The sequence below is a fragment of the Ornithinibacillus halophilus genome, assembly GCF_900129485.1.
In the GTDB taxonomy this organism is placed as follows: domain Bacteria; phylum Bacillota; class Bacilli; order Bacillales; family Amphibacillaceae; genus Ornithinibacillus; species Ornithinibacillus halophilus.
This window is the reverse complement of sequence record NZ_FQVW01000017.1, coordinates 1-22,407: the sequence shown is the minus strand read 5'-3', so window position 1 is coordinate 22,407 and position 22,407 is coordinate 1. Positions and strand designations below refer to the sequence as shown.

General features: G+C 36.0%; 15 protein-coding genes and 2 riboswitches. Of the genes, 11 read left to right on the top strand and 4 right to left on the bottom strand.

What is annotated here, in order from left to right; translation table 11 throughout:
* Positions 1-57 precede the first annotated feature (57 nt).
* Both BUB12_RS08715 and BUB12_RS08710 read right to left on the bottom strand, forming a co-directional pair.
* Positions 58-1,089, bottom strand: a complete 1,032-nt coding sequence (locus BUB12_RS08715; protein WP_072890088.1) for an ABC transporter ATP-binding protein — start codon at positions 1,087-1,089, stop codon at positions 58-60.
* Positions 1,082-2,074, bottom strand: coding sequence for an ABC transporter ATP-binding protein (locus tag BUB12_RS08710; RefSeq protein WP_072890087.1), 993 nt, complete (start codon positions 2,072-2,074; stop codon positions 1,082-1,084). Before BUB12_RS08710 ends, BUB12_RS08715 begins: the two co-directional genes overlap by 8 nt.
* Before the next feature lie 355 nt (positions 2,075-2,429).
* On the opposite strand from BUB12_RS08710, the gene BUB12_RS08705 reads away from it, so the two are divergent.
* From BUB12_RS08705 to BUB12_RS08675, 7 genes are all read left to right on the top strand, one after another.
* Positions 2,430-3,950, top strand: coding sequence for an amidase (locus BUB12_RS08705; protein WP_072890085.1), 1,521 nt, complete (start codon positions 2,430-2,432; stop codon positions 3,948-3,950).
* A 297-nt stretch (positions 3,951-4,247) separates the two neighbouring features.
* A complete protein-coding gene (locus tag BUB12_RS08700) occupies positions 4,248-5,819 on the top strand; it encodes an AbgT family transporter (protein WP_072890083.1) in 1,572 nt (523 codons plus the stop codon).
* A gap of 284 nt (positions 5,820-6,103) precedes the next feature.
* Positions 6,104-7,066, top strand: a complete 963-nt coding sequence (locus BUB12_RS08695; protein ID WP_072890081.1) for an AAA family ATPase — start codon at positions 6,104-6,106, stop codon at positions 7,064-7,066.
* Positions 7,066-8,334: a DUF58 domain-containing protein gene (locus BUB12_RS08690; RefSeq protein WP_072890079.1), complete on the top strand. Its 1,269-nt coding sequence runs from the start codon at positions 7,066-7,068 to the stop codon at positions 8,332-8,334. The genes BUB12_RS08695 and BUB12_RS08690 overlap by 1 nt, the downstream gene beginning before the upstream one ends.
* Positions 8,331-10,574, top strand: coding sequence for a DUF4129 domain-containing transglutaminase family protein (locus BUB12_RS08685; RefSeq protein ID WP_072890077.1), 2,244 nt, complete (start codon positions 8,331-8,333; stop codon positions 10,572-10,574). Before BUB12_RS08690 ends, BUB12_RS08685 begins: the two co-directional genes overlap by 4 nt.
* Before the next feature lie 75 nt (positions 10,575-10,649).
* Positions 10,650-10,751, top strand: a riboswitch (purine riboswitch).
* A 134-nt stretch (positions 10,752-10,885) separates the two neighbouring features.
* Complete coding sequence (guaA, locus tag BUB12_RS08680; protein WP_072890075.1) at positions 10,886-12,421, top strand: glutamine-hydrolyzing GMP synthase; 1,536 nt, start codon at positions 10,886-10,888, stop codon at positions 12,419-12,421.
* A gap of 90 nt (positions 12,422-12,511) precedes the next feature.
* Positions 12,512-12,612: riboswitch (purine riboswitch) on the top strand.
* A gap of 125 nt (positions 12,613-12,737) precedes the next feature.
* Complete coding sequence (locus tag BUB12_RS08675) at positions 12,738-14,030, top strand: NCS2 family permease (RefSeq protein WP_072890073.1); 1,293 nt, start codon at positions 12,738-12,740, stop codon at positions 14,028-14,030.
* Positions 14,031-14,532: 502 nt separating this feature from the next.
* Here the strand turns inward: BUB12_RS08675 and BUB12_RS08670 are convergent.
* Positions 14,533-15,699: an MFS transporter gene (locus tag BUB12_RS08670; RefSeq protein ID WP_143155616.1), complete on the bottom strand. Its 1,167-nt coding sequence runs from the start codon at positions 15,697-15,699 to the stop codon at positions 14,533-14,535.
* 206 nt (positions 15,700-15,905) lie between these two features.
* Here BUB12_RS08670 and BUB12_RS17835 point away from each other — a divergent pair, with 206 nt between their 5' ends.
* Positions 15,906-16,064, top strand: a complete 159-nt coding sequence (locus tag BUB12_RS17835) for a glycine zipper domain-containing protein (RefSeq protein WP_200801041.1) — start codon at positions 15,906-15,908, stop codon at positions 16,062-16,064.
* A gap of 10 nt (positions 16,065-16,074) precedes the next feature.
* Complete coding sequence (ytxJ, locus tag BUB12_RS08665) at positions 16,075-16,431, top strand: bacillithiol system redox-active protein YtxJ (protein ID WP_084063277.1); 357 nt, start codon at positions 16,075-16,077, stop codon at positions 16,429-16,431.
* A gap of 47 nt (positions 16,432-16,478) precedes the next feature.
* On the opposite strand, the gene msrA is transcribed toward ytxJ, so the two are convergent.
* Positions 16,479-17,003 (bottom strand): peptide-methionine (S)-S-oxide reductase MsrA, encoded by a 525-nt coding sequence (msrA, locus tag BUB12_RS08660; RefSeq protein ID WP_072890071.1) that lies wholly within the window; start codon positions 17,001-17,003, stop codon positions 16,479-16,481.
* 172 nt (positions 17,004-17,175) lie between these two features.
* Here msrA and BUB12_RS08655 point away from each other — a divergent pair, with 172 nt between their 5' ends.
* A complete protein-coding gene (locus tag BUB12_RS08655; protein ID WP_084063276.1) occupies positions 17,176-20,430 on the top strand; it encodes a BTAD domain-containing putative transcriptional regulator in 3,255 nt (1,084 codons plus the stop codon).
* Between the two features lie 150 nt (positions 20,431-20,580).
* On the top strand, positions 20,581-21,861 hold the full coding sequence (locus BUB12_RS08650) for a substrate-binding domain-containing protein (RefSeq protein ID WP_072890069.1): 1,281 nt from the start codon (positions 20,581-20,583) through the stop codon (positions 21,859-21,861).
* The last annotated feature ends 546 nt before the right edge of the window (positions 21,862-22,407 follow it).

Genomic DNA, 22,407 nt, shown 5'->3' with positions numbered 1-22,407 from the left:
ACCAAGTACTAATAGCTGAAGCTTAAGTAATGAGAGATTAGTCAACGATGTGTTTTGTCACGTATATAAGTGACAGGCTACAAAGTGCCCTTCCTCTTTTTCTATTAATTCTGGGCGTTCGGTCATACACTTCTCATGTGCTAGTGGGCATCTAGTTCTAAATGTACAACCGGATGGTGGATTTGCAGGGCTCGGCAAATCATCACCTAGTCGAATCTTTTCTCTTTTATTATTAATATCTCCCTCTATATCAATAACGGGAATAGACGATAATAGTCCTTTCGTATATGGATGAAGTGGATTATCGTATAACTTATTCTTAGGGGCAATTTCTGCTAATCTACCTAAATACATTACTGCTACTCGATCACTGATATGCTTTACGACACTTAAATCGTGTGCAATAAATAAGTAAGTTAATCCTAATTCATCCTGTAAATCTTTCATTAGATTTAATACTTGTGCTTGAATAGAAACGTCAAGTGCAGAAACTGGTTCATCACAAATAACAAACTTAGGTTCCAAGACTAGTGCTCTAGCAATACTAATTCGTTGTCGTTGGCCCCCAGAAAATTCATGGGGATACTTTTCCAAATCGCTTTGTCTTAATCCTACTTTTTCTATCATTTCTTTCGCTTTATCTTTCCGCTCTTGTTTAGAGAGAGAGGTTTGGACAAGTAATGGTTCTTCGATTAATTCGCCTACACTCATCTTAGAGTTAAGGGATGCAAATGGATCTTGAAATACAATTTGCATATCGCGACGAAAAGGATTCATCTTCCCTCTTGATAAATTTGAAATGTCGGTACCATCAAAAATGATGTCTCCTTCAGTAGGGTCTAAAAGCCGAAGCATAACCCTTCCTAGGGTAGATTTACCAGAACCTGACTCGCCGACAACTCCTAAGGTTTCCCCTTTATGTATTTGGAAGCTTACATCATCAACAGCCTTTAAATGTCCAACCGTACGTTTTAAGATTCCACCTTTTATAGGGAAATACTTCTTTACATTTCGTACCTCGACAAGTACTTCTTCATCTATTTGTTTTTCGATTGGTTTTTCTGCTACATTTTTTTCAAGCTTACTCATCTGTATTCCCTCCATCTTCATAAAGATGACAACGTACATTGTGATTAGATTCAATCAATTCTAGTTCTGGGTTGACCTGTGTACACTTTTCCATTACGAAGGGACAACGTGAAGAAAAACGGCAACCAGCTGGAAAATCATACGCTGGAGGTACTGTTCCTTTAATTGCTTCTAGTCGATTTGTATCTTCTTCTAGTTTTGGTATGCTTCCCAACAGGCCTTTAGTATAGGGATGTTTTGTTGTTCGTAATAATTGCTTAGTAGGGGCTTCCTCAACAATTTGCCCTCCATACATAACCATGACACGGTCTGCGTATTCAGATACTACACCTAAATCATGTGTTATTAATAAAAGTGCCATATCGAACTTTTCACGCATATCAGCCATTAAATCGAGAATTTGTGCTTGGATTGTAACGTCTAAGGCTGTTGTTGGTTCATCTGCGATTAATAGTTTGGGTTCACAAGAAATAGCCATGGCAATCATTACACGTTGTCTCATTCCACCTGAAAGTTGGTGTGGATATTCGTGAATGACCTCTTCTGCTCTTGGAATTCCCACAGTATTTAGCAACTCAATTGCTCTAGTTTTTGCTTGTTGTTTATTCATTTTTTTATGTTTCCGGAGCATTTCTGTAATTTGATTTCCAATAGTGTAGACAGGGTTTAGTGCTGTCATTGGTTCTTGGAAAATCATGGCCACATCGTTACCTCTGACTTTTGTCATCTGTTTAGTAGAGAGTTTTAATAATTCCTCTCCATTCATCAGAATGGCCCCATCTATAATTCGTCCTGGTTTGTTAATTAGTTGCATAATCGATAGAGCTGTGATACTTTTCCCACTGCCTGATTCACCAACAAGTGCAACGGTTTCACCTGGATAAACGGAAAAAGATATATCGTCTACAGCCTTTGCAACTCTTTCATCATCCAAATAGAAATATGTTTTTAAATGATCAACGTCTAAAAGGGGTTGTTTCGTCATACAAACACTCCGTTCTGAATATTATGAAATTTATTGACGTAATTAGACAATCTTTAAAATTTTATAGCTTATGTTTAAGAATAAGTATGTTGGGTTAGAAATAATCGTAGTATGTTAGATTTGTATGTTAATAGGTGTATTAACAAGATGTGAAAGAATGTATTTTGCGTAGGTTTTAAGTAGTTTATTATATTGGGTAAATGTATCTGATTTTATATACACATTAAATAAAGAATGCTTTTTTGTCAAGACTTAATTTTCTAAAAAATGAAAATTGGATAAAGGTGTAAGATTCGGTTGTTCTAATCACTGATGTTATAATGAGGAAAGTATAGTAGAAGAGGAGCATGTTGAAATGGATATAGGTACGTACATAGCAAAAGATGCAACAGAATTAGCTGAGTTGGTAAGAAATGGAGAAGTACTGCCGAAAGAATTGGTTCAGTTAAGTATAGAACAACTAGAGAAGGTAAACCCCTCGTTAAATGCCATACTATTTACACGACTTGAAAAAGTGTTACAGGAAGCAGAACAAATGGAAAGAAAAAGTAGTCATTCTTTCTTTGGAGTCCCAATATTATTAAAAAATATATCTCAATTATTAAAAGGAGAATCATTAACATCTGGGTCAAAACTTTTAGGAGATAATATTGCAAGGCATGATTCTAATTTTGTTAGTAAATTAAGGGAAGCTGGATTCATATTTATGGGTCACACCAATACCCCGGAGTTTGGTTTAAAAAATATATCCGAACCTGTAGCCTACGGTCCGACTCGAAATCCTTGGAATCTAGATTACTCAGCAGGGGGATCTAGTGGGGGATCTGCAGCAGCAGTTGCATCCGGAATTGTTCCTGTAGCAGGTGCAAGTGATGGTGGAGGTTCGATTCGTATTCCGGCATCATTTACAGGGTTATTTGGACTAAAGCCAACTAGAGGTAGAACACCAGTAGGGCCAGGAGTGGGACGGCAGTGGCAAGGTGCTTCCATCGATTTTGTATTAAGTCGAACTGTTCGTGATAGTGCAGCAATGCTAGATTTACTACAAACCATTCAACCAGAGGCAGCTTTTCAGACGCCTTTATTTATTGAGGGTTATTCACATATCATTTATAAAGAATTCCATCAACCGTTACGTATTTCTTTTACAACAAAATCACCTGTAGGAACTCCTGTATCCGATGATGCGGTACAAGCTGTTATGAAAACAGTACGATGGTTGGAATCCCAAGGACATGAGGTTGAAGAATTTGATACTCCAGTAGATGGAGTGAAGTTAATGCAGGATTATTATGTAATGAATAGTGGAGAGATTTCTTCTCTTGCTAATCAATTAGAAGCAGGTTTAGGACGGAAATTGACTGAAGAAGATGTGGAAATAGAAACATGGTTGTTAAATGTTGCAGGTCAATCTGTTACAGCAGCTGAGTACTCCACTAGCCTAGCTTCATGGGACGCTGCTGCAGCAAAAATGGCAAATTTACACGAGTCATTCGACTTGCATATTACGCCAGCCACTGCATATACAGCACCAAAGGTTGGAGAGTTAACACATTCAGAAGAGAATCAAGAAGAGTTAAGAGAAAGAATCCAAGTGTTGGATAAAATGAAACAACAAGACTTAATTTATGAAATGTTTTTACCTAGTTTAACCTATACCCCATTTACGCAATTAGCAAACTTAACTGGACAACCTGCAATGTCTATACCTGTTCATGTTTCAGACAAAGGTCTTCCTCTTGGGGTACAAGTGATGACTAGAAAAGGAGAAGAACACCGATTGTTACAGTTGGCTTATCAAATGGAGCAGTCTAGTCTTTGGGTTGGAATGAATGGAAACCCGTTCTTTGAAACAGCTGTTAAGTATAGTAAATAATGTGACAATTGATCCGAACTAGTTTCGATTCTTATTTAGAATTGAAACTAGTTCTTTTTTGGTTTCAAAAGAAAGTATCTAGAAAATTTTGAAAGCACTAGTGGTAAAAATTCACTCTATATTAATATTATCCCATGATGAAAAATTGGTAACTATTTTACTATTTTTACTTATCGATTTCCTATTTTAATAATATGTAATGATGTATATAATAAACACTGCACTATTTATGAACTATATTTTTCTGAATATTACTATTGGTTATTCAATTCAACTAGAAGGAAGGAGCATATTATAATGGGGAACCAAAAACGTAAAGGGTTATTTCAACGTTTTCTAGACATCGTTGAATTAGTTGGGAATAAGTTACCACACCCTGTAACATTATTTGCAATATTAGCATTGCTAGTATTGGTAGTATCAGCGATTGTTTCTTCCTTAGGAGTAAGTGTAGAGCATCCTGGTAAAGAAGGAGAAATCGTCGAGGTTAAGAACCTTCTAAATGCAGAAGGAATTCAATATATTTTTGAGAGTATGACTGATAATTTCATAGGCTTTGCACCACTTGGGGTGGTGCTTTTAACAATGCTTGGTATTGGGTTAGCAGAACGTACGGGATTAATTAGTGCATTATTACGTGGTTTTGTACTTAGTGTACCTAAAAGATTTATTACTTTAGGGTTAGTATTTGCTGGGATTATGTCCAGCGTTGCATCAGACGCAGGTTATGTTGTGTTACCTCCATTAGGTGCATTATTATTTGCAGCGATTGGACGTCATCCGCTTGCTGGTTTAGCAGCAGCGTTTGCTGGTGTATCAGGTGGATTTAGTGCAAACTTATTCTTATCAGGTACAGATGCGTTGCTTGGTGAATTAACCATTGCTGGTGCGAGTATTATTGATCCTGCCTATGCAGACAATATGAACATAGCAATGAACTATTGGTTTATTATTGTATCGACTTTTGTTCTTACATTCATCGGTGCATGGGTAACGGAACGTGTTGTTGAACCACGTTTAGGTGAATATAAAGGGGATTATCGTGAGAAGTTAGAAAAATTAACTGCAACTGAGAAAAAAGGACTTGTATGGTCTGGAATTGCACTACTAATTGCAGGCATTCTTGTTTCACTATTAGTTTTACCTGAAAATGCTCCAATGCGAGGTACTGGTGAAAGACCAATTATTGAATCACCATTCATGTCTTCATTAGTTCCAATCATTGCACTTCTATTCTTTATCCCGGGTTATGTTTACGGGAAAATTACAAAGGATATACGTAATGACAAAGATGTAGCCGCAAGACTTACAGATACTATGGCGTCAATGGGAATGTTTATTGTTCTAGCATTCACAGCTGGACAGTTTGTTGCCTACTTCAATGAGTCAAACTTAGGATTAGTATTAGGGGTTTATGGAGCTGAATTCTTAAACAGTATTAATCTAGATGGAATTCCTTTAGTACTATTGTTTATTGCAATTGCTGCATTCATTAATATCTTTATTGGTAGTGCATCTGCAAAATGGGCAATGATGGCACCAGTATTCGTCCCAATAATGATGAATCTCGGGTATTCTCCAGAGTTAACACAAATGGCATATCGTATTGCGGATTCATCAACGAACATCATTTCACCATTAATGACATATTTCGCCATCATTATTGCATTTGCTCAGAAATATGATAAGAAAATGGGAATCGGTACATTAGTTTCGACTATGATTCCATATTCCGTTTTCTTCTTAGTTGGTTGGACGTTAATGTTAGTGATATGGATGTTGCTTGGGACTGCACCAATTGAATTAGGTCCAATCGAATTTGGGCCAATTGAATTAGGACCAAATGGACCAATTCTATATAATAATTAATGCCAAAATCCGGACAATTCAAATTCTCTCGTAGAATTTGAATTAGTTCGGATTTTTATTTAACCACATTTCTTATATCCTAATAATTTACAGAACTTTCAACCCACATACATCATTTACCATAAACGAGCAGTTAATTATTTTGTATAATAATAGATAGGAAGCTATTTTTTTGTATAAAATATAGTTATCTGAAAATAATGTATATTAAGTATCCTTTTACTTAAGTAATAGTTTTTAGTATAGTTGGAGTATATATATATGAATTTATAAGGAGAGAAATTATGGTACAGGAGACTGCAATTCAAAGCAATAAAATTGAAAAAGTTCTAGAAAATATTAATAAGGTTATGATCGGTAAAGAAGATGTAGCAACGTTAAGTCTAGTAGCCCTGTTAGCAGAGGGCCATGTACTATTAGAGGATGTACCTGGTGTTGGAAAAACTATGCTCGTTCGTACCCTGGCTAAATCATTGGATTGTGATTTTAAACGAATTCAGTTTACACCAGATTTATTACCATCCGATGTAACAGGAATCTCTATTTATAATCCAAAAGAATTAGAGTTTGAGTTTCGTGGAGGGCCAATTTTAGGAAATATTGTACTTGCTGATGAAATTAACCGTACCTCTCCAAAGACACAGTCTTCATTATTAGAAGGAATGGAGGAGCACAGTGTAACGGTTGATGGCAATACCATTCAACTCCAAAAACCTTTCTTTGTTATGGCAACACAAAACCCAATTGAATATGAAGGAACATATCCATTACCAGAAGCTCAGCTAGATCGGTTTATTTTAAAATTATCAATGGGATACCCTTCAATGGATGATGAATTGGAAATGTTAGAACGTACTTCTAAAAACCATCCAATTGAATCGATTGAGCCAGTTATGACGAAAGAAGAATTAATTGAAATCCAAAAAGGTGTTAAAGACATATATATTGACAAGAATGTTCAACAATATATCGTGAATTTAGTAAGAGAGACAAGAAGCCATGATTCTATTTTCCTAGGTGTCAGTCCCCGTGGTTCCATTGCATTAATGAAAGCATCGAAAGCATACGCCTACATTAAAGGACGCGATTATGTTTTGCCTGATGATGTGAAATACTTAGCTCCATTTGTACTTTCACACCGAATCATCTTGAATTCAGAGGCAAAATATGAAGGGAAAACAAGTCATGAAATTATAGAGGATGTTATTAAATATACCTTTATTCCGATTCGAAAGGAATTTCGTTAATGAAAGGAACATTTCGTTTCATCGGTAATTTTGTCTTTATTGTAACCTTATTTGGTATTCTTTTTTCTTATGCAATGTTTCAAGGTGGGTTTGTTAGTTGGTTTCTATTTTTTGGTTTTTTACCAATCTTTCTCTATCATATTGGGCTTCTTTTTTATCCGGTTAAAAATTGGAAGGTTAGTAGAAAACTCACGAAACATGTCGTACGAGCTGGTGACACTGTTTCCGTGAAAATTATAATTGAAAGAAAGATTCCGTTTCCACTATATTATTGTATCTGTGAAGAGTTCATTTCGCAGACATTAAACAGAGTGGATAGTCGTCAGGAAAAATATCGATATTTAGAACAACCTAATAAGTTGTTTAATAACCGTAAAATAAAGAAAATGATTTTTCCTTGGTTTAAAAGACGTATCGAGTTGAGCTACCGACTAGAGCAAGTTCCAAGGGGGGAACATGCAATTCATGCTGTTCGCATCCGTACTGGTGATGTATTTGGAATGATAAAAAAACAACATGTATTCCCAGTTACAAGTGAAATTATTGCTTATCCGAACGAACGAAACATTCACTTGTCGGAAAAAATTACAAGCTTTGAACAAGGTTCTGTTACCGCTCAGACATTCAACTTAAAAAATACAAATGTAGCTACAGGGATAAGAGAATATATGCCTGGCGATCGATTTTCGTGGATCGACTGGAAACAAACAGCAAAGAAAAACGATGTCATGACTAAAGAATTTGAACAAGAAAAAAGCACAGACACATTAATTGTGTTAGATGGCTGTTTTCATGATGGATTAAATCCATTAGCGTTTGAGGCTACAGTTGAAGTTAGCCTTTCTCTAATGGAAACCATTCGTAAACAAGCTTCTCAAGTAGGATTCTTATCCATCGGAGAGACAAATACTTTCTTTCCAGTACAACATGATCCTACGAAACATGAAGGAATTCGAAAACATTTAACATCAGTTGAGCCAGCGAGGACAAACTCGTTTGCCAAAAAGTTAAAAGAAGAAATGCTTAAAATAACAAATAGCTTTTATGTCATTATAGTAACTAGTCATATGGATGATGCACTTAAAGATACGGTACAAAAAATCAAATATCGTAAAAAACGAGCTTCTGTTGTCTATGCCCAATCAAAGAATGCTATCTCTGAATCGGAACATAAAATTCTTAGACAATTAAGGAATGAGGGCATTGGAGTAACAATTCTTACTGAAGACGAATTAGTAACTAACCCAATTGAGGTGAAGACGTTGTGAGTAAAGTCAATACAAACAAAATACCAATACTATTTACCTCAATTCTGTATATTCTAGGACTCTTTTTATTTTTAGAATGGTTATATCCTGTCAAGGAAGTAACAGATACTAGTAATTTAAATGTATTTATTATATTTACTTTGTTTTGTTTTATTATTACGATTCTTCAAGTTCATTGGTCCATTTCTTTCCTATTAAAAGGCTTTGGGATTTTATTTATTATAAATGGATTGTATTCAGAATATAGTTTGTTTAGTAAGATTTGGTTTAGTGAGCTATTTACTCATATAAGCTATAATCTTCAGTTGGTATTTTCAATGCAATGGCAAGATTTAACCGGAATGTTCCGAAGCATCCTCTTTCTCATCATTATATGGTTAATGAGTTATCTCATCCATTATTGGTTTGTCTTAATGAAGAGAATTTTTATTTTTGTTGTTCTAACGTTTGTTTATTTAACTGTATTGGACACATTTACAATCTATGATTCTACATTTCCAATTATCAGGACATTTATTCTTTCGTTTCTTGCACTTGGAATGACTAATTTTTTCAAAGAGGTACAATTGGAAGGGATTCGTTTTTCCTGGACGAAAAAAAATCCGATTTGGATCGTGCCACTTATTTCTATCGTATTATTTTCAGCTGTAATTGGCTATGCGGCTCCTAAATTAGACCCGAAGTGGCCGGATCCAGTGCCGTTTATTCAAGGAGTAACTGGGAATGGGCCTGGAGGAGTCGTACAAAAAGTTGGATATGGAGAAGACGATACAAGGTTGGGTGGTTCATTTGTTCAAGATTATTCTCCCGTTTTTCAAGCAGTATCTAAAGAAGAACATTATTGGAGAATCGAATCCAAAGATACGTATACCGGAAAAGGTTGGGTTAAGTCAGATGATTCAGGTTATGTAGCACAGCAAAATGGCTTTATAAATTATGGTGAAAATAGTGATGAAATCGAGACAACTCGCCTAGATGCAACTATTAAATTCGAGGAAGATGTGGACATTCCAAAACTCCTGTATCCATATGGTATTAAGAAAGCAGAAGAGTTTTATGACCTACAACAAAATCCTTTAGATGTGGATCTTCTTTTAAATGAAGAAAACGGTGAAATCATTACACAACTGGGGAATGAAGAAGCTACAATACCGGTGTATAGTGTCTTATATGATTATCCATCTTATTCCCGTAATTCATTAAGAGCACAAAGGGAATTTGAATCACAAGAATTAGTGGAACGATATACGCAATTGCCGTCATCGTTACCCGAAAGAGTTAAAGATTTAGCACATGAACTTACAGATGGTTATAGCAATCAATATGACAAGGTTACTGCTATTGAAGGCTATTTTAGTAGAAATGGCTTTGAGTACCAAACCACTGAAGTTCCAGTTCCAGGTGCTGATGAAGACTATGTGGACCAATTCCTGTTTGATTCTAAAGTTGGGTATTGTGATAATTTTTCTACCTCTATGGTCGTCATGCTTCGTACACTAGATATTCCCTCTAGATGGGTAAAGGGTTTTACGAGTGGCGAAAAGGTAACTGATTTTGTCGAGGGAGATACTTCTTACGATGTGTACGAAGTAACCAATGCTAATGCTCATTCATGGGTGGAAGTGTATTTTGAGGATATTGGTTGGGTACCATTTGAACCGACTAAAGGTTTTAGCAATCTGTCCGACTTCTATACTGATTATGATTCTGATAACGATGATGACTTTTTAGATGCTCCTGAACCTCCTGAATTAGAACAACCTGAATTAGAAGAAGAACCAGATCCACTTACACCAGAGGATGAAGAAGATTCTGTGGAAGCAATGAATCCAAATGGTGATGGAAGTAGTGGTGGAGGTATCGCCTTTCAACTGAGTTGGTGGCATTATGTCATTTTTGGAGCAATTTTATTAGCAATTCTATTCGTCCTGTTTAAATTTAGGTTCCAAGTTAGAATGTACTGGCTGATGAATAAATTAGAGAAAAAACAAGATGCAGAAACTTATCAAGATGCTTATCATTTTATGCTTAAACTATTAGGTAAAAAAGGATTCTCTAAGGAGCCAAACCAAACTCTCCGTGAATATGCACAACGAGTGGATACATGGTATCGAACAGATTCAATGGCAACCTTAACAAGCGAATATGAAAAGATAATTTATAAGAACGATTTCAATCACCTCAGACTTTCAGAAGTGAAAGATTTATGGAAAAATTTAATCAAAAAGATATTGGGTTGACCATATAAATTGATACTAGTAAAATAGGTTTAACTTTACAAAGAAAAGCAAGAGTTTGATTGATGCTACACATCTCTGAATTAAATAGTTGCACTTCGTATATCCTCGATAATATGGTTCGAAAGTTTCTACCGGGACACCGTAAATGTCCTGACTATGAAGGCATGAATTCGTGGTTTTTATTATAAAACCTGAATTTCTGCCTTTTTATAGGTGGAGATTCAGGTTTTTTTAGATTATTAGAATGATTAGGGGAAGTGTATTAATGGTATCAGAGGTACGTAAAAATTTATCGTTAAGGAGCTAAACATATGAACAACGGAGAAATAATTCTAGTACTAGATTTTGGTAGCCAATACAATCAATTGATTACAAGAAGAATTAGAGAATTTGGTGTATATAGTGAGCTACATTCTCATAAAATCTCTATAGAAGAAATAAAAGCAATGAAACCTAAAGGGATCATATTATCAGGTGGCCCTCATAGTGTGTATGATGAGAACAGTTTTCGACCAGATGAGGAGATTTTTAATTTAGGAATTCCAGTACTAGGAATTTGTTATGGAATGCAATTAATGGCTCTTCATTATGGCGGGAAAGTTGAAAAAGCAAATAATCGTGAATACGGAAAAGCAATCATTGATGTAAAAGATAATCCAGTGCTATTCGATGGTACTCCTGATAACCAAGCGGTTTGGATGAGCCATGGAGATAAAGTTGTAGAAGCACCAGAATCATTTCATGTAGATGCAACAAGTCCATCAACACCAATTGCTGCCATGACTAATGTAGAAGAAAAAATGTATGGCGTTCAATTTCATCCAGAAGTTCGTCATTCAGAGTATGGAAACCATGTACTTAAGCAATTTGTATTTGAAGTGTGTCAATGTCGCGATGAATGGACAATCGAAAACTTCATTGATATGGAAGTAGAAAATATTAAAGCCAAAGTTGGAGATAGGAAAGTATTATGTGCATTAAGTGGTGGGGTTGACTCATCTGTAGTTGCAGCTTTAATCCACAAAGCCATTGGTGATCAATTAACTTGTATTTTCGTCGATCATGGATTGTTACGTAAGAATGAAGCTGATGACGTAATGAAAGTTTTTGCTGATGACTTCCAAATGAATATTATCAAAGTTGATGCACAAGATAGGTTCTTATCTAAACTAAAAGGTGTGGATGACCCAGAAAAGAAACGTAAAATTATCGGAAATGAATTTATCTATGTATTTGATGATGAGGCAGCCAAACTCAAAGATATTGATTTTCTAGCGCAAGGTACTTTGTATACAGATATTATTGAAAGTGGTACGGAAACAGCTCAAACGATTAAGTCACACCATAATGTTGGTGGTCTTCCTGAAGATATGCAATTTGAATTAATAGAACCATTAAACACGTTGTTTAAAGATGAAGTTCGCGAACTAGGGACACAACTAGGACTTCCAGATCGTATTGTTTGGCGTCAACCATTCCCAGGCCCTGGTTTAGCTATTCGCGTATTGGGTGAAGTGACAGAAGAAAAACTAGAAATTGTTCGTGAATCAGATGCGATTTTACGGGAAGAAATTGCTGCAGCAGGACTAGACCGTGATATTTGGCAATACTTTACGGTGCTTCCTAATATTCGTAGTGTTGGTGTTATGGGAGATGCACGGACTTATGATTATACGATTGGAATACGTGCAGTGACATCAATTGATGGAATGACTTCTGATTGGGCAAGAATTCCTTGGGATGTTTTGGAGAAGGTGTCCACACGTATTGTTAATGATGTTGCTCATATTAACCGTGTTGTTTATGACATTACGAGCAAGCCACCCGCAACAATCGAATGGGAGTAATCGTAAAACCGAACATTAAATATTATTTTCAAAAAAATGTTCGTTTTTATGTTGACTTCTATCTATTAAAATAGTAATATAGCATTAGAAATTATTAATTTAATATTTTTGCGTATAATTTAGGGAATACGGCCCAAAGTTTCTACCAGACTACCGTAAATGGTCTGACTACGCAGATTGAGTAATGATTAGAGAACTTTATTATTTTATTATATTTGGTATCTCTTGCTTACTCCTTCTTGCATAGTACTGGTAGCACTCTTGGGGACAAGAGTGCTTTTATTATTTTTATAACAAATTTCAAGGAGGAAGCAACATGAAAAAGTATTTTCAATTTGAAGAGTTAGGAACTAATTTTCGTACAGAATTCACTGCTGGTTTAACAACATTCTTAGCAATGGCATATATCTTATTCGTTAATCCAGATATACTAAGTAAAGCTGATATGGATCAAGGTGCAGTATTTACAGCAACGGCAATTGCTGCTGCGGTAGGTACATTATTTATGGGATTAATTGCGAAATATCCAATCGCGTTAGCACCAGGTATGGGATTAAATGCTTTCTTTGCATTTTCAGTAGTTATTGGAATGGATATTCGCTGGGAAACGGCATTGGCGGGAGTATTAGCTTCAGGACTTATTTTTATCGTTTTAACATTATCAGGACTTCGTGAAAAAATTATTAATGCTATCCCAGCACAATTGAAAAAAGCTGTTGGTGCTGGTATCGGTTTATTTATTGCATTTGTTGGATTACAAAGTGCAGGCATTGTAGTAGGTGATGAGGCTACTCTAATTGCAATTGGTGATTTAGCTTCACCAGGGGTATTGCTTGCTATTTTTGGTTTAGTAGTTTCAGTTGTTCTTTTAACGTTAGGTATAAAAGCTGGTATTTTCTATGGTATGGTAATTACAGCTGTTGTTGGTCTAATCTTTGGGTTATCAGAGTTTAACGGTATTGTTGGGAGTGTTCCAAGTGTAGCTCCAACGTTTGGTCAAGCGTTTGCTCATTTTGGGGATATCTTTACATTGGATATGTTAGTTGTTATTTTAACATTCCTGTTTGTAGACTTTTTTGATACTGCTGGAACTCTAGTGGCAGTTGCTTCACAAGCAGGCCTAGTTAAAAATAATAAATTACCACGTGCTGGTAAAGCATTATTTGCAGACTCTGCTGCAACTGTTGTTGGGGCGTCAGTTGGTACGTCAACAACTACATCATATGTAGAGTCAACTGCGGGAGTAGGTGTCGGAGGACGTTCTGGTTTTACAGCAGTAGTAACTGCAGGGTTCTTCTTATTAGCCTTGTTCTTCTCCCCATTATTAAGTGTAGTTATTTCTGAAGTGACAGCACCTGCATTGATTATTGTTGGTGTGATGATGGCTTCTGCTTTAAAAGATATTGATTGGAATGAATTCGAAATTGCAGTTCCTGCTTTCCTAACCGTATTGATGATGCCATTGACTTATAGTATTGCAACAGGTATTGCGATAGGCTTTATCTTCTATCCAATTACAATGCTACTAAAAGGGCGCACAAAAGAAATTCACCCAATTATGTATGGACTGTTCTTTGTGTTCTTAGCATACTTTATATTCTTGAGCTAATTATAAGAAAAGCGAAATCAACCACATGTTGATTTCGCTTTTTAATTTACATATAAGAATTGAGATATCAAATAAGGCTGTTTAAAAACTAATTATAATTGCTCTAAAGACAAATGAATTTGAACAATACTTGGTTTCTAGAGGGTTGGTTATCACTTTTAGTTAATAGAATTCAAAGTTATAATTTTATTTATTGACAGTGATACTAAAACTAGTGAAGGAATTACACGTAGACTCCTCGGAAATGAAGAACAATTTCCTTCGTGCGATGTTTATGCTACCGTAGTATTACTTGTCCTGCGGGAGCAGAGGCATAGGTGAGACCCCGGAGAGCAACGAGCATAGGACTCGAGGAGGCTCACCAGCCGCCCGCGGAAAGCGAGGTGTATTTCCGTAACGGTAGAAATTACACCAATACTAGGATTTTTCACAATCTAAACAAAATCTGAACAATATTGTTCGGATTTGATATATCAGAAATTTTTTTGTATTAGTATGTTTGTTATACTGCTCTTTCTACTTCTTTTTTTCCAAATGGCAATACATGATAAACAGTCATTAATATTGTTCCAATTAATGCTAAACATCCCATAATAAAGTATAAGGTTCCGCCACCAAGTGTATCAATTATAGCTCCACCAGTTAGTGAACCGATGATGCCTGAGACACCGAAGAAAACGGAAAAGAAGACAAGATGTCCAGTTGACTGTAATAGTTTAGGAATCAGTCTAGTAACATAATCAAATGCTGCTAAATAAAATACACCAAAGGTTAATCCGTGTAGAAATTGTAAGGCAATCACATGAACAGGATCTGTCGCATAAGCGTAAAGGAACCAACGAATCGTATATAATCCCCCAGCGATAATGACGAATATCAATGGATGTAGTTTTCTAAACCAATAGCCAGCAAAGAAGAAGATAATTGCTTCACTTGCCACGCCGATAAACCAAGATAATCCGACTAAAAATTCATTTCCACCAAGCTGTTCAATGTATAACCCAATGTAACTATCACTTGTACGATGGCCTATCGTGAGGAATAAGATTAAGAATAAAAAGATGATAAAAGGTTTATTCCGTACTAATTTTCCAACATCCTTTATTCGTACAGGGTCGGATTCAACCTTCACATCCTTCAGACGAAAGGCAACAATTAAGGCAAGAAATCCAAAAAATAAATATGGATAGATCATAAATTCAACTCTGTCTGTTAGTAGTGTTCCTATGGTCAGACTGGATACTGCAAACCCGATAGAGCCCCAAGTTCTAATATTTCCAAAAGATACTTGTAATTCGTCAGCACGACGCTGCGCTAGACTATCTCCCAGAGCCCCTATCGGTGTTGTAAAGAAATAAAAAACGGCTCCCATCATAAGGATGGTCGGTAATGTGTTCATTTGGAAGAAGATTGTACTTCCAATAAGTAATCCAAAAATACAAATGATTAATATTTTCTTAACGGTTTTATATTTATCACTTAAATATCCCCAAAAAGGCTGTGCAAAGATGGTTGCTAATGGTCCTATTGCTAGAACGTAGCCAATTTCTGTTCCTTCTAAGCCTTTGTACCTCAAATATAAGGGAAGAAAGCTGAGGATAATCGTGTTGGATGCATGAAAACAAAATAATAGCATTTTTAATGGAACTAAAGATTCGTTATTCTCCAAGATGTACTCTCCTAATCAATTAAATAGTCTAGTGGTAATTATACTACTTAAAGGTTGAAAACAAAATAACAGGACGCCAACTTTTTGTGAAATAATAAATTAGGCTTGTAATGGAGAAATATTATGAATCAATTGCTGTATTGTACCGTATATAAAGTAAGAGTCATGTTTAGTACGTTCAAATTTGATAAATGGAGAGGGAAAATATGAGAAAATCGAAGTTTCTTGGGTTAGGTATTGCACTTGGTGTAGCAATCGGCACCAGTATAGGAGTAGCAATTAATCAAATGGCCACAAGCCTTGCAATAGGTATTGCGATAGGAACTATTGTAGGAATTACCTTAGATTCTCGTCAGAACAAGTAAATAGGGAGGAATGCAAGTGGAAAATATGAAAGAACTAACAAACGATATGGACTGGTATGACGTATGGGAGCGTTCATTTGAAACCCCAGTATTGCTCTTCAAGCATAGTACATCCTGTATGATTAGTGCTAGGGCTTTAAAACAAGTGTTGGCTTTTCAAAAGAAAGAGAATCATCCTATAGATTGCTATATGGTAAAGGTTATTGAAAGTAGGAAATTATCAAATAAGGTAGCTAGTGATACAACTATTCCACATAAGTCACCACAACTTCTTCTCATCGACAAACAGAGTATTGTATGGAATACATCTCATTGGAAAATAACTGAAAATAATATTAGGGAAGCTATACAGCAATTTACTGACTAATTCATTCATCCTTCATCCATCACTGAATGAAGGATGGAAATTTTTTGTTACTTCCAGTTTTCCTGTAAAAACTCATCACGACCAGACTTTGCACGATCTTCAATATATTCTTCTTCATTTTTCTTATAAAAATCTTGATGGTAATCTTCAGCTGGATAAAAGGTTGCTACAGGTAAGATCTCCGTGACAATTGGCTTATTGAACTTTCCACTTTGAGCTAAATCCTTCTTTGAGTTTTCAGCCTGTAATTTTTGTTCTTCATCGTAATAAAAAATAGCTGTTCGATATTGTTCCCCACGATCATGGAATTGTCCACCAGCGTCCGTTGGATCAATTTGTCGCCAGTACACTTCTAATATTTCTTGATACGATATAATGGCAGGGTCAAAAGTAATTTCAACTGCTTCATAGTGTCCTGTTTTCCCAGTTTTTACATCCTGATAGGTTGGATTTTCCAAATGGCCACCAGTATAACCAGAAACCACGCTATGAATTCCATCCCACTGGTCAAAGGGCTTTACCATACACCAAAAACATCCACCTGCAAAAATTGCTTTATTTAAAGTAGACAAGTTGTTCTCCTCCTATGAATCTAATATGGAACGATTTCATAAATGTAAAAATTATAGAATATATATTTAGAAACTATATCATAATTTAGAAAAAGTATCAGTATGTAAATACAATTCTATATTGGTGTGTTAAAATGATAGAAGATTAAGACATTTAGAAAGGGTGTCGTATATGAAGGAGATTCCAATTATACATAGCCAGCTTAATCCTCCACCAATAAGAGAACGATTTATTAGACGTGGACAGGTAAACCAAAAATTAAGTAGTGTACCTGATTATCCATTAATCCTTCTTTATGCAGGTGCAGGGTACGGAAAAAGTACTGCACTGGCTTTATATGTACATGATAGCAATATCAATGCGTGTTGGTATTCCATATCTCCTAACGATGATGACATTGTTCCTTTCTTAACCAAATTAACGCATTCGATAAAAAGTGTCCATCCTTCTTTTGGACATTCTATTCAAAAGGAATTGGCAAGTATAACTACTTATGTTGATACAGAAAAAGTATACTCTCTTGCAACTGCTTTCGTTAATGAAATTTTGGACTTGCAGGAAGAAGTATATTTAATCATAGACGATTTTCATCATGTGAAAAGCTCCTATGAGATCGAAAAATGGATCCTTTTTATTCTAGAACATATTCCAGCTAACTTGCATATCGTCCTATCTAGTAGAAATAAACCCAAGTGGGATATTATTCCTATTTTAAAGGTGAAAGGGGAATTGTATGAAATCTCTCAAGAAGATTTAATTCTTTCACCAAGTGAGATGGACTACATAGTAGAAGATGTTCTAGAAATTAGCTTAAGTGAAGAAGAATTAACGAAAATATATCAATTAACGGAAGGTTGGGCAATTGCGTTTAATATGCTCATTCAACAAATTAAAGATAAAGAGGCGATTAGTGAAATTTTACAAAATCGCCAAAATACATTAGAGGATTTATTTGATTATTTAGCTTCTGAGGTGTTAAATAAGCAGTCGTTAATCATTCAGCAATTTTTGCTTCAGTCTAGTGTGTTGGAAGTTTTAACGCCAAAAGATTGTGATTATATTTTACAAATACAGGGATCTGAGGAGATTTTACAAGGGCTACTAGAACAAAACTTATTTGTATCAGAAGGAGAAAGGAATGCCTATCGGTACCATTCCTTGTTTAAAGTTTTTCTAGAGAATCAGTTGCGTACTAGATATAAAGCAGAATTTGAGTCCTTGAATAATCGTGCAGGGCATTTTTACGAGCGAAGAGGTAATATTGAAACAGCGCTGTATCATTATGAACGAATAACCAAATATCAAAAAGTAGCTAGTATTTTAAAAGACTATGGAGAAGTAATGCTACAAACTGGAAGATTACAAAGTTTGTATGATTTATTATTGAAGCTGCCAAGTGAAAGCAAACAAGTATATCCTGTGCTTTATTATTACCAAGGAGAAATTGAAAGGTATCGGTCTTTATACGAAAAAGCTGAGAAAAGTTACGATAGGATAATTAGCAGTGTTCCTGAATATGACCATGAACATTATTTCTTAATTGGACTCGCTTTTGAAGGGAAGGCTCGAATTTACTTGGACACGATTCAGCCAGATCGGGCAGAACGATTTGTAAAACAAGCCATCCATATGAGAGAAAGAGCCAATGCAAGTAAAGAAGAGATGGCTCAATTATATCATTTAATGGCAGAGAACTTACTGAATTTAGGTCAAGCAGGGAAAGCAGAAGCTTGGTTTGATCGAGCGAAAGAGTTAGACCTCCCGTTGGAAGATGGAAACTTACAGGCACGGATCTATTTAAGAACGGGAAAGCTTAGAAAGGCAAAAGAAATTTTATTGGAAAGAAAAGCGAATTCTAATTATATGTCTGGAAAGCATTTGCCACAGTCCCATCGTGAAACGGATCTACTTTTATCCATTATTACTGCATTTATGGGAGAAGCCGAAGAAAGTAAAAAATTAGCTTCGGAAGGAATTCAGTTAGGTCTTTCGATAAAATCTCCATTTGTTGAAGCATGTGGTTGGATGAGGATGGGACATGCCGTTCAGTTACTAGACCAATATGATGGGAAGTTAGCTGAAAAGTGCTATCGTACATCTTTAGAAATCATGGAAAAAATCAATGTTTCGAGAGGGAAGGCAGAACCATACATGGGTCTAGCCATTCTGTTTGGGAATCGTTCTGAATATGAGCGTGCAGTTGAAACTGCGCAAAAAGGATTAAATGAAACGGAAAAAGTAAAGGACAAATGGCTAAGTTCATTAATTATCCTGGGAATGACATTAACAGCAGTTCATAATCGGAAATTTGATAAAGCATTACAGTACATTGAAGAAGTTAAGCAAAACTTTCTCGAATGTGGAGATCGATACGGATTAATGGTCGCAGCCTTTTGGAGAGCATATATTGCTCATGAAACACAAGAGGATGAACATATTTTTAAAACGGAAATGACTTTATTTTTACAATCAATGAATACAGAAGGATATGAATTCTTTTTAAAAAAACAAACGACTTTCGGTCCAAAAGATATGCAAAATATCGCACCACTTTTACTAAAGGCAAAACAGTTAGAGATTTTGCCTCAATTAGTAACGAAATATTCTTTAGAGCTTAATTTAGATGAAACACTAAAGAATCATCCAGGCTACACATTAAAAGTTCATACCTTGGGCCATTTGCGTGTCTGGATTGGAAGTAAACCTATCGAGTCTAAGGATTGGCAACGAGAAAAGGCAAAGGAATTATTTGAACTGTTTATTACCAATCGAAAAAAATGGTTGGCAAAAGAGCAAATCTTTCAGTATCTGTGGCCGGATCAAGATGAGGAAGCTGCGAATAAGAATTTCAAAGTAACCTTTAATGCACTATTAAAGGCTTTAGAACCAAAGCGAAAAGCTAGAGAAGAATCATTCTTTATTTTACGAAAAGGTAGTTCTTACGGTTTAAATCCAGATTCATTCTACGAATTAGATACCGAAAATTTCGAAGAATGGATAAATCAGGGGATTGAGGAAAAGGAACCAAAAAGAGCAATTGAATTATTGGAAAGAGGTTTAAAACTTTATAAAGGGGATTATTTAGAGGACCTTCGTTTGGCAGAATGGTGTTTGCAGGAAAGAGAGCATTATCAATTAATTTTTCTTCGAGGGGCAGAAAAATTAGCACAATCGGCTGTCAGAATACAAGATTTCCATACTTGTATTGAATGGTGTGAGAGAATGATTGCAATTGACCATACATGGGAGGAAGCTTACAGGCTACTAATGTTTAGTTACTATCATTTAAACAACCGCCCACAAGCAATTAGGTGGTATGAGAAATGCTGTCATGTATTAGAAAATGAATTGGGTGTTGAACCAATGGCTCCGACTGAAGAAATGTATCATTTGATTATGGAATCAGAAGAATTGAATAGCTATTGAGTAGGACTATCTCTATTTGGGATAGTCTTTTTTTCTTCATTAAAAGATGTCTAGCTCCGAGCGCTCTGCGCTTTTCTTAGTTCTGTAACTTCCGTGTAACTATGACCAATTATGATGATGACAAGTTAAAAATTAAAGGGGGACTTTTATATGAAGTTTAAAAGTAGTATTGGTTTACTAATATTAATGTTACTACTTGGAATGTTTTTAGTAGCATGTGGTGATGATTCATCAAATGATAATGGATCTGGAGATTCCAATAATTCATCGTCTGAAAATAATAACAACGACAATTCATCGAATGATGCAGCTGATGATACAAATGGTACTGTAAAAATTGGTGTCCTTGCTTCATTAACTGGTGTGTTAGAAGCATACGGTCAGCAAACACAACGAGGGTTTGAACTTGGTCTAGATTATGCAACAGATGGAACTAGAGAAGTTGCAGGTAAAAAGATTGAAGTAATTTATGAAGATACGGAAACAGATGCAACTGTTGCAAGACAGAAAGCTATTTCTTTATTGGAAGATGAGAAAGTTGATTTTCTAATAGGATCCTCTAGTTCTGGGGACACATTAGCAGTAACTCCACTAGCAGAAGAATATGAACGAATCATGATTGTTGAACCTGCAGTAGCTGATAGTATAACTGGTTCAGAATACAATGATTATATTTTTAGAACAGCAAGAAACTCTTCTCAGGATGCAGTTGCAGCAGCCGCAGCTATTGCTGATGAGGGTGTGAAGATTGCTACTTTTGCTCCAGATTATTCCTTTGGGCATGATGGGGTAGCTGCATTTAAACAAGCAGCATTAGATCTAGGTGCAGAAATTGTGCATGAAGAATATGCTGACCAAAATGCTGCAGATTTCACGGCAAACATTCAAAAAGTTATTGAAGCAGATCCTGATTATTTATTTGTGGTTTGGTCTGGTGCTAATTCACCTTGGAACCAAATCGTTGATATGCAAGTTCAGGAACAAGGTATCAAAATTTCAACTGGTGCTCCTGATATTGCAGCACTGGCAACAATGAGTCCTTTAGTTGGGATGGAAGGTTTTACAGTTTACTACCATACTCTACCAGATAATGAAGTAAATGACTGGCTAGTAGAAGAGCATATATCACGATATGACGGAGACGTTCCTGATTTATTTACTCCAGGTGGAATGAGTGCTGCTATTGCAATCGTAGAGGCACTTGAAAAAACAGAGGGTGATACCACTGCAGTAACATTAATAGATGTTATGGAAGGAATGAGCTTCGAGACTCCAAAAGGAACGATGACATTCCGTGAAGAAGACCACCAAGCATTACAATCTCTATACGCAATTACGTTAGAGGAACAAGATGGTGTGGATTATCCAGTACCTGTATTAAACAGAGTATTAACACCTGAGGAAACTGCACCACCAATAATGAACGATTAAAAAGACATATCTTTGGAGCATACCCTTACCTTTAACAGGTGAGGGTTTGTTCCCTGATAATACAATCGGGAAGTTTTTATAGGGAAAAGACTTATTTGAAGGATTGTTGATTATTACGCAAAATAAAAAAACTGCGCAGTAACTTATTGATATGTGGAAATCCTACCGCTACGGAAATACACTTCGCTTTCCGCGGGCGGCTGGTGAGCCTCCTCAGGCTATCGCCCTGTGGGGTCTCACCTATGCCTTTCCTCCCGCAGGAGTCTTCGTGTATTTCCTCCGCTATTTTCGACAGTTAACACATTGCAATATTAGGTTTTGATTGGAGCGGATAGCAGTCGACTCCTTGAAAATGCATTTCCATGTGCATTTTCTGCATGCGATGTTTCGCTGCCGCAGCCTTCCTTGTCCTGCGGGAAGAGCACGTGTCCGAAGACCCCAAAAGATGTACCTGCGTCTACTAGAAAGTCTAAGAAGTCAATTCCTCGGTACAAGGCAGCAAAGAAGTTTATTCAAGTAGTCGCCTGGCTGAGGCCGTGCCCGCGG

Bases quoted from the DNA above. Each gene is read 5' to 3' on its own strand.
- BUB12_RS08715 (WP_072890088.1), bottom strand. From the start codon at position 1,089: ATGAGTAAGCTTGAAAAAAATGTAGCAGAAAAACCAATCGAAAAACAA.
- BUB12_RS08710 (WP_072890087.1), bottom strand. From the start codon at position 2,074: ATGACGAAACAACCCCTTTTAGACGTTGATCATTTAAAAACATATTTC.
- BUB12_RS08705 (WP_072890085.1), top strand. From the start codon at position 2,430: ATGGATATAGGTACGTACATAGCAAAAGATGCAACAGAATTAGCTGAG.
- BUB12_RS08700 (WP_072890083.1), top strand. From the start codon at position 4,248: ATGGGGAACCAAAAACGTAAAGGGTTATTTCAACGTTTTCTAGACATC.
- BUB12_RS08695 (WP_072890081.1), top strand. From the start codon at position 6,104: ATGGTACAGGAGACTGCAATTCAAAGCAATAAAATTGAAAAAGTTCTA.
- BUB12_RS08690 (WP_072890079.1), top strand. From the start codon at position 7,066: ATGAAAGGAACATTTCGTTTCATCGGTAATTTTGTCTTTATTGTAACC.
- guaA (WP_072890075.1), top strand. From the start codon at position 10,886: ATGAACAACGGAGAAATAATTCTAGTACTAGATTTTGGTAGCCAATAC.
- BUB12_RS08675 (WP_072890073.1), top strand. From the start codon at position 12,738: ATGAAAAAGTATTTTCAATTTGAAGAGTTAGGAACTAATTTTCGTACA.
- BUB12_RS17835 (WP_200801041.1), top strand. From the start codon at position 15,906: ATGAGAAAATCGAAGTTTCTTGGGTTAGGTATTGCACTTGGTGTAGCA.
- ytxJ (WP_084063277.1), top strand. From the start codon at position 16,075: ATGCAAGTGGAAAATATGAAAGAACTAACAAACGATATGGACTGGTAT.
- BUB12_RS08655 (WP_084063276.1), top strand. From the start codon at position 17,176: ATGAAGGAGATTCCAATTATACATAGCCAGCTTAATCCTCCACCAATA.
- BUB12_RS08650 (WP_072890069.1), top strand. From the start codon at position 20,581: ATGAAGTTTAAAAGTAGTATTGGTTTACTAATATTAATGTTACTACTT.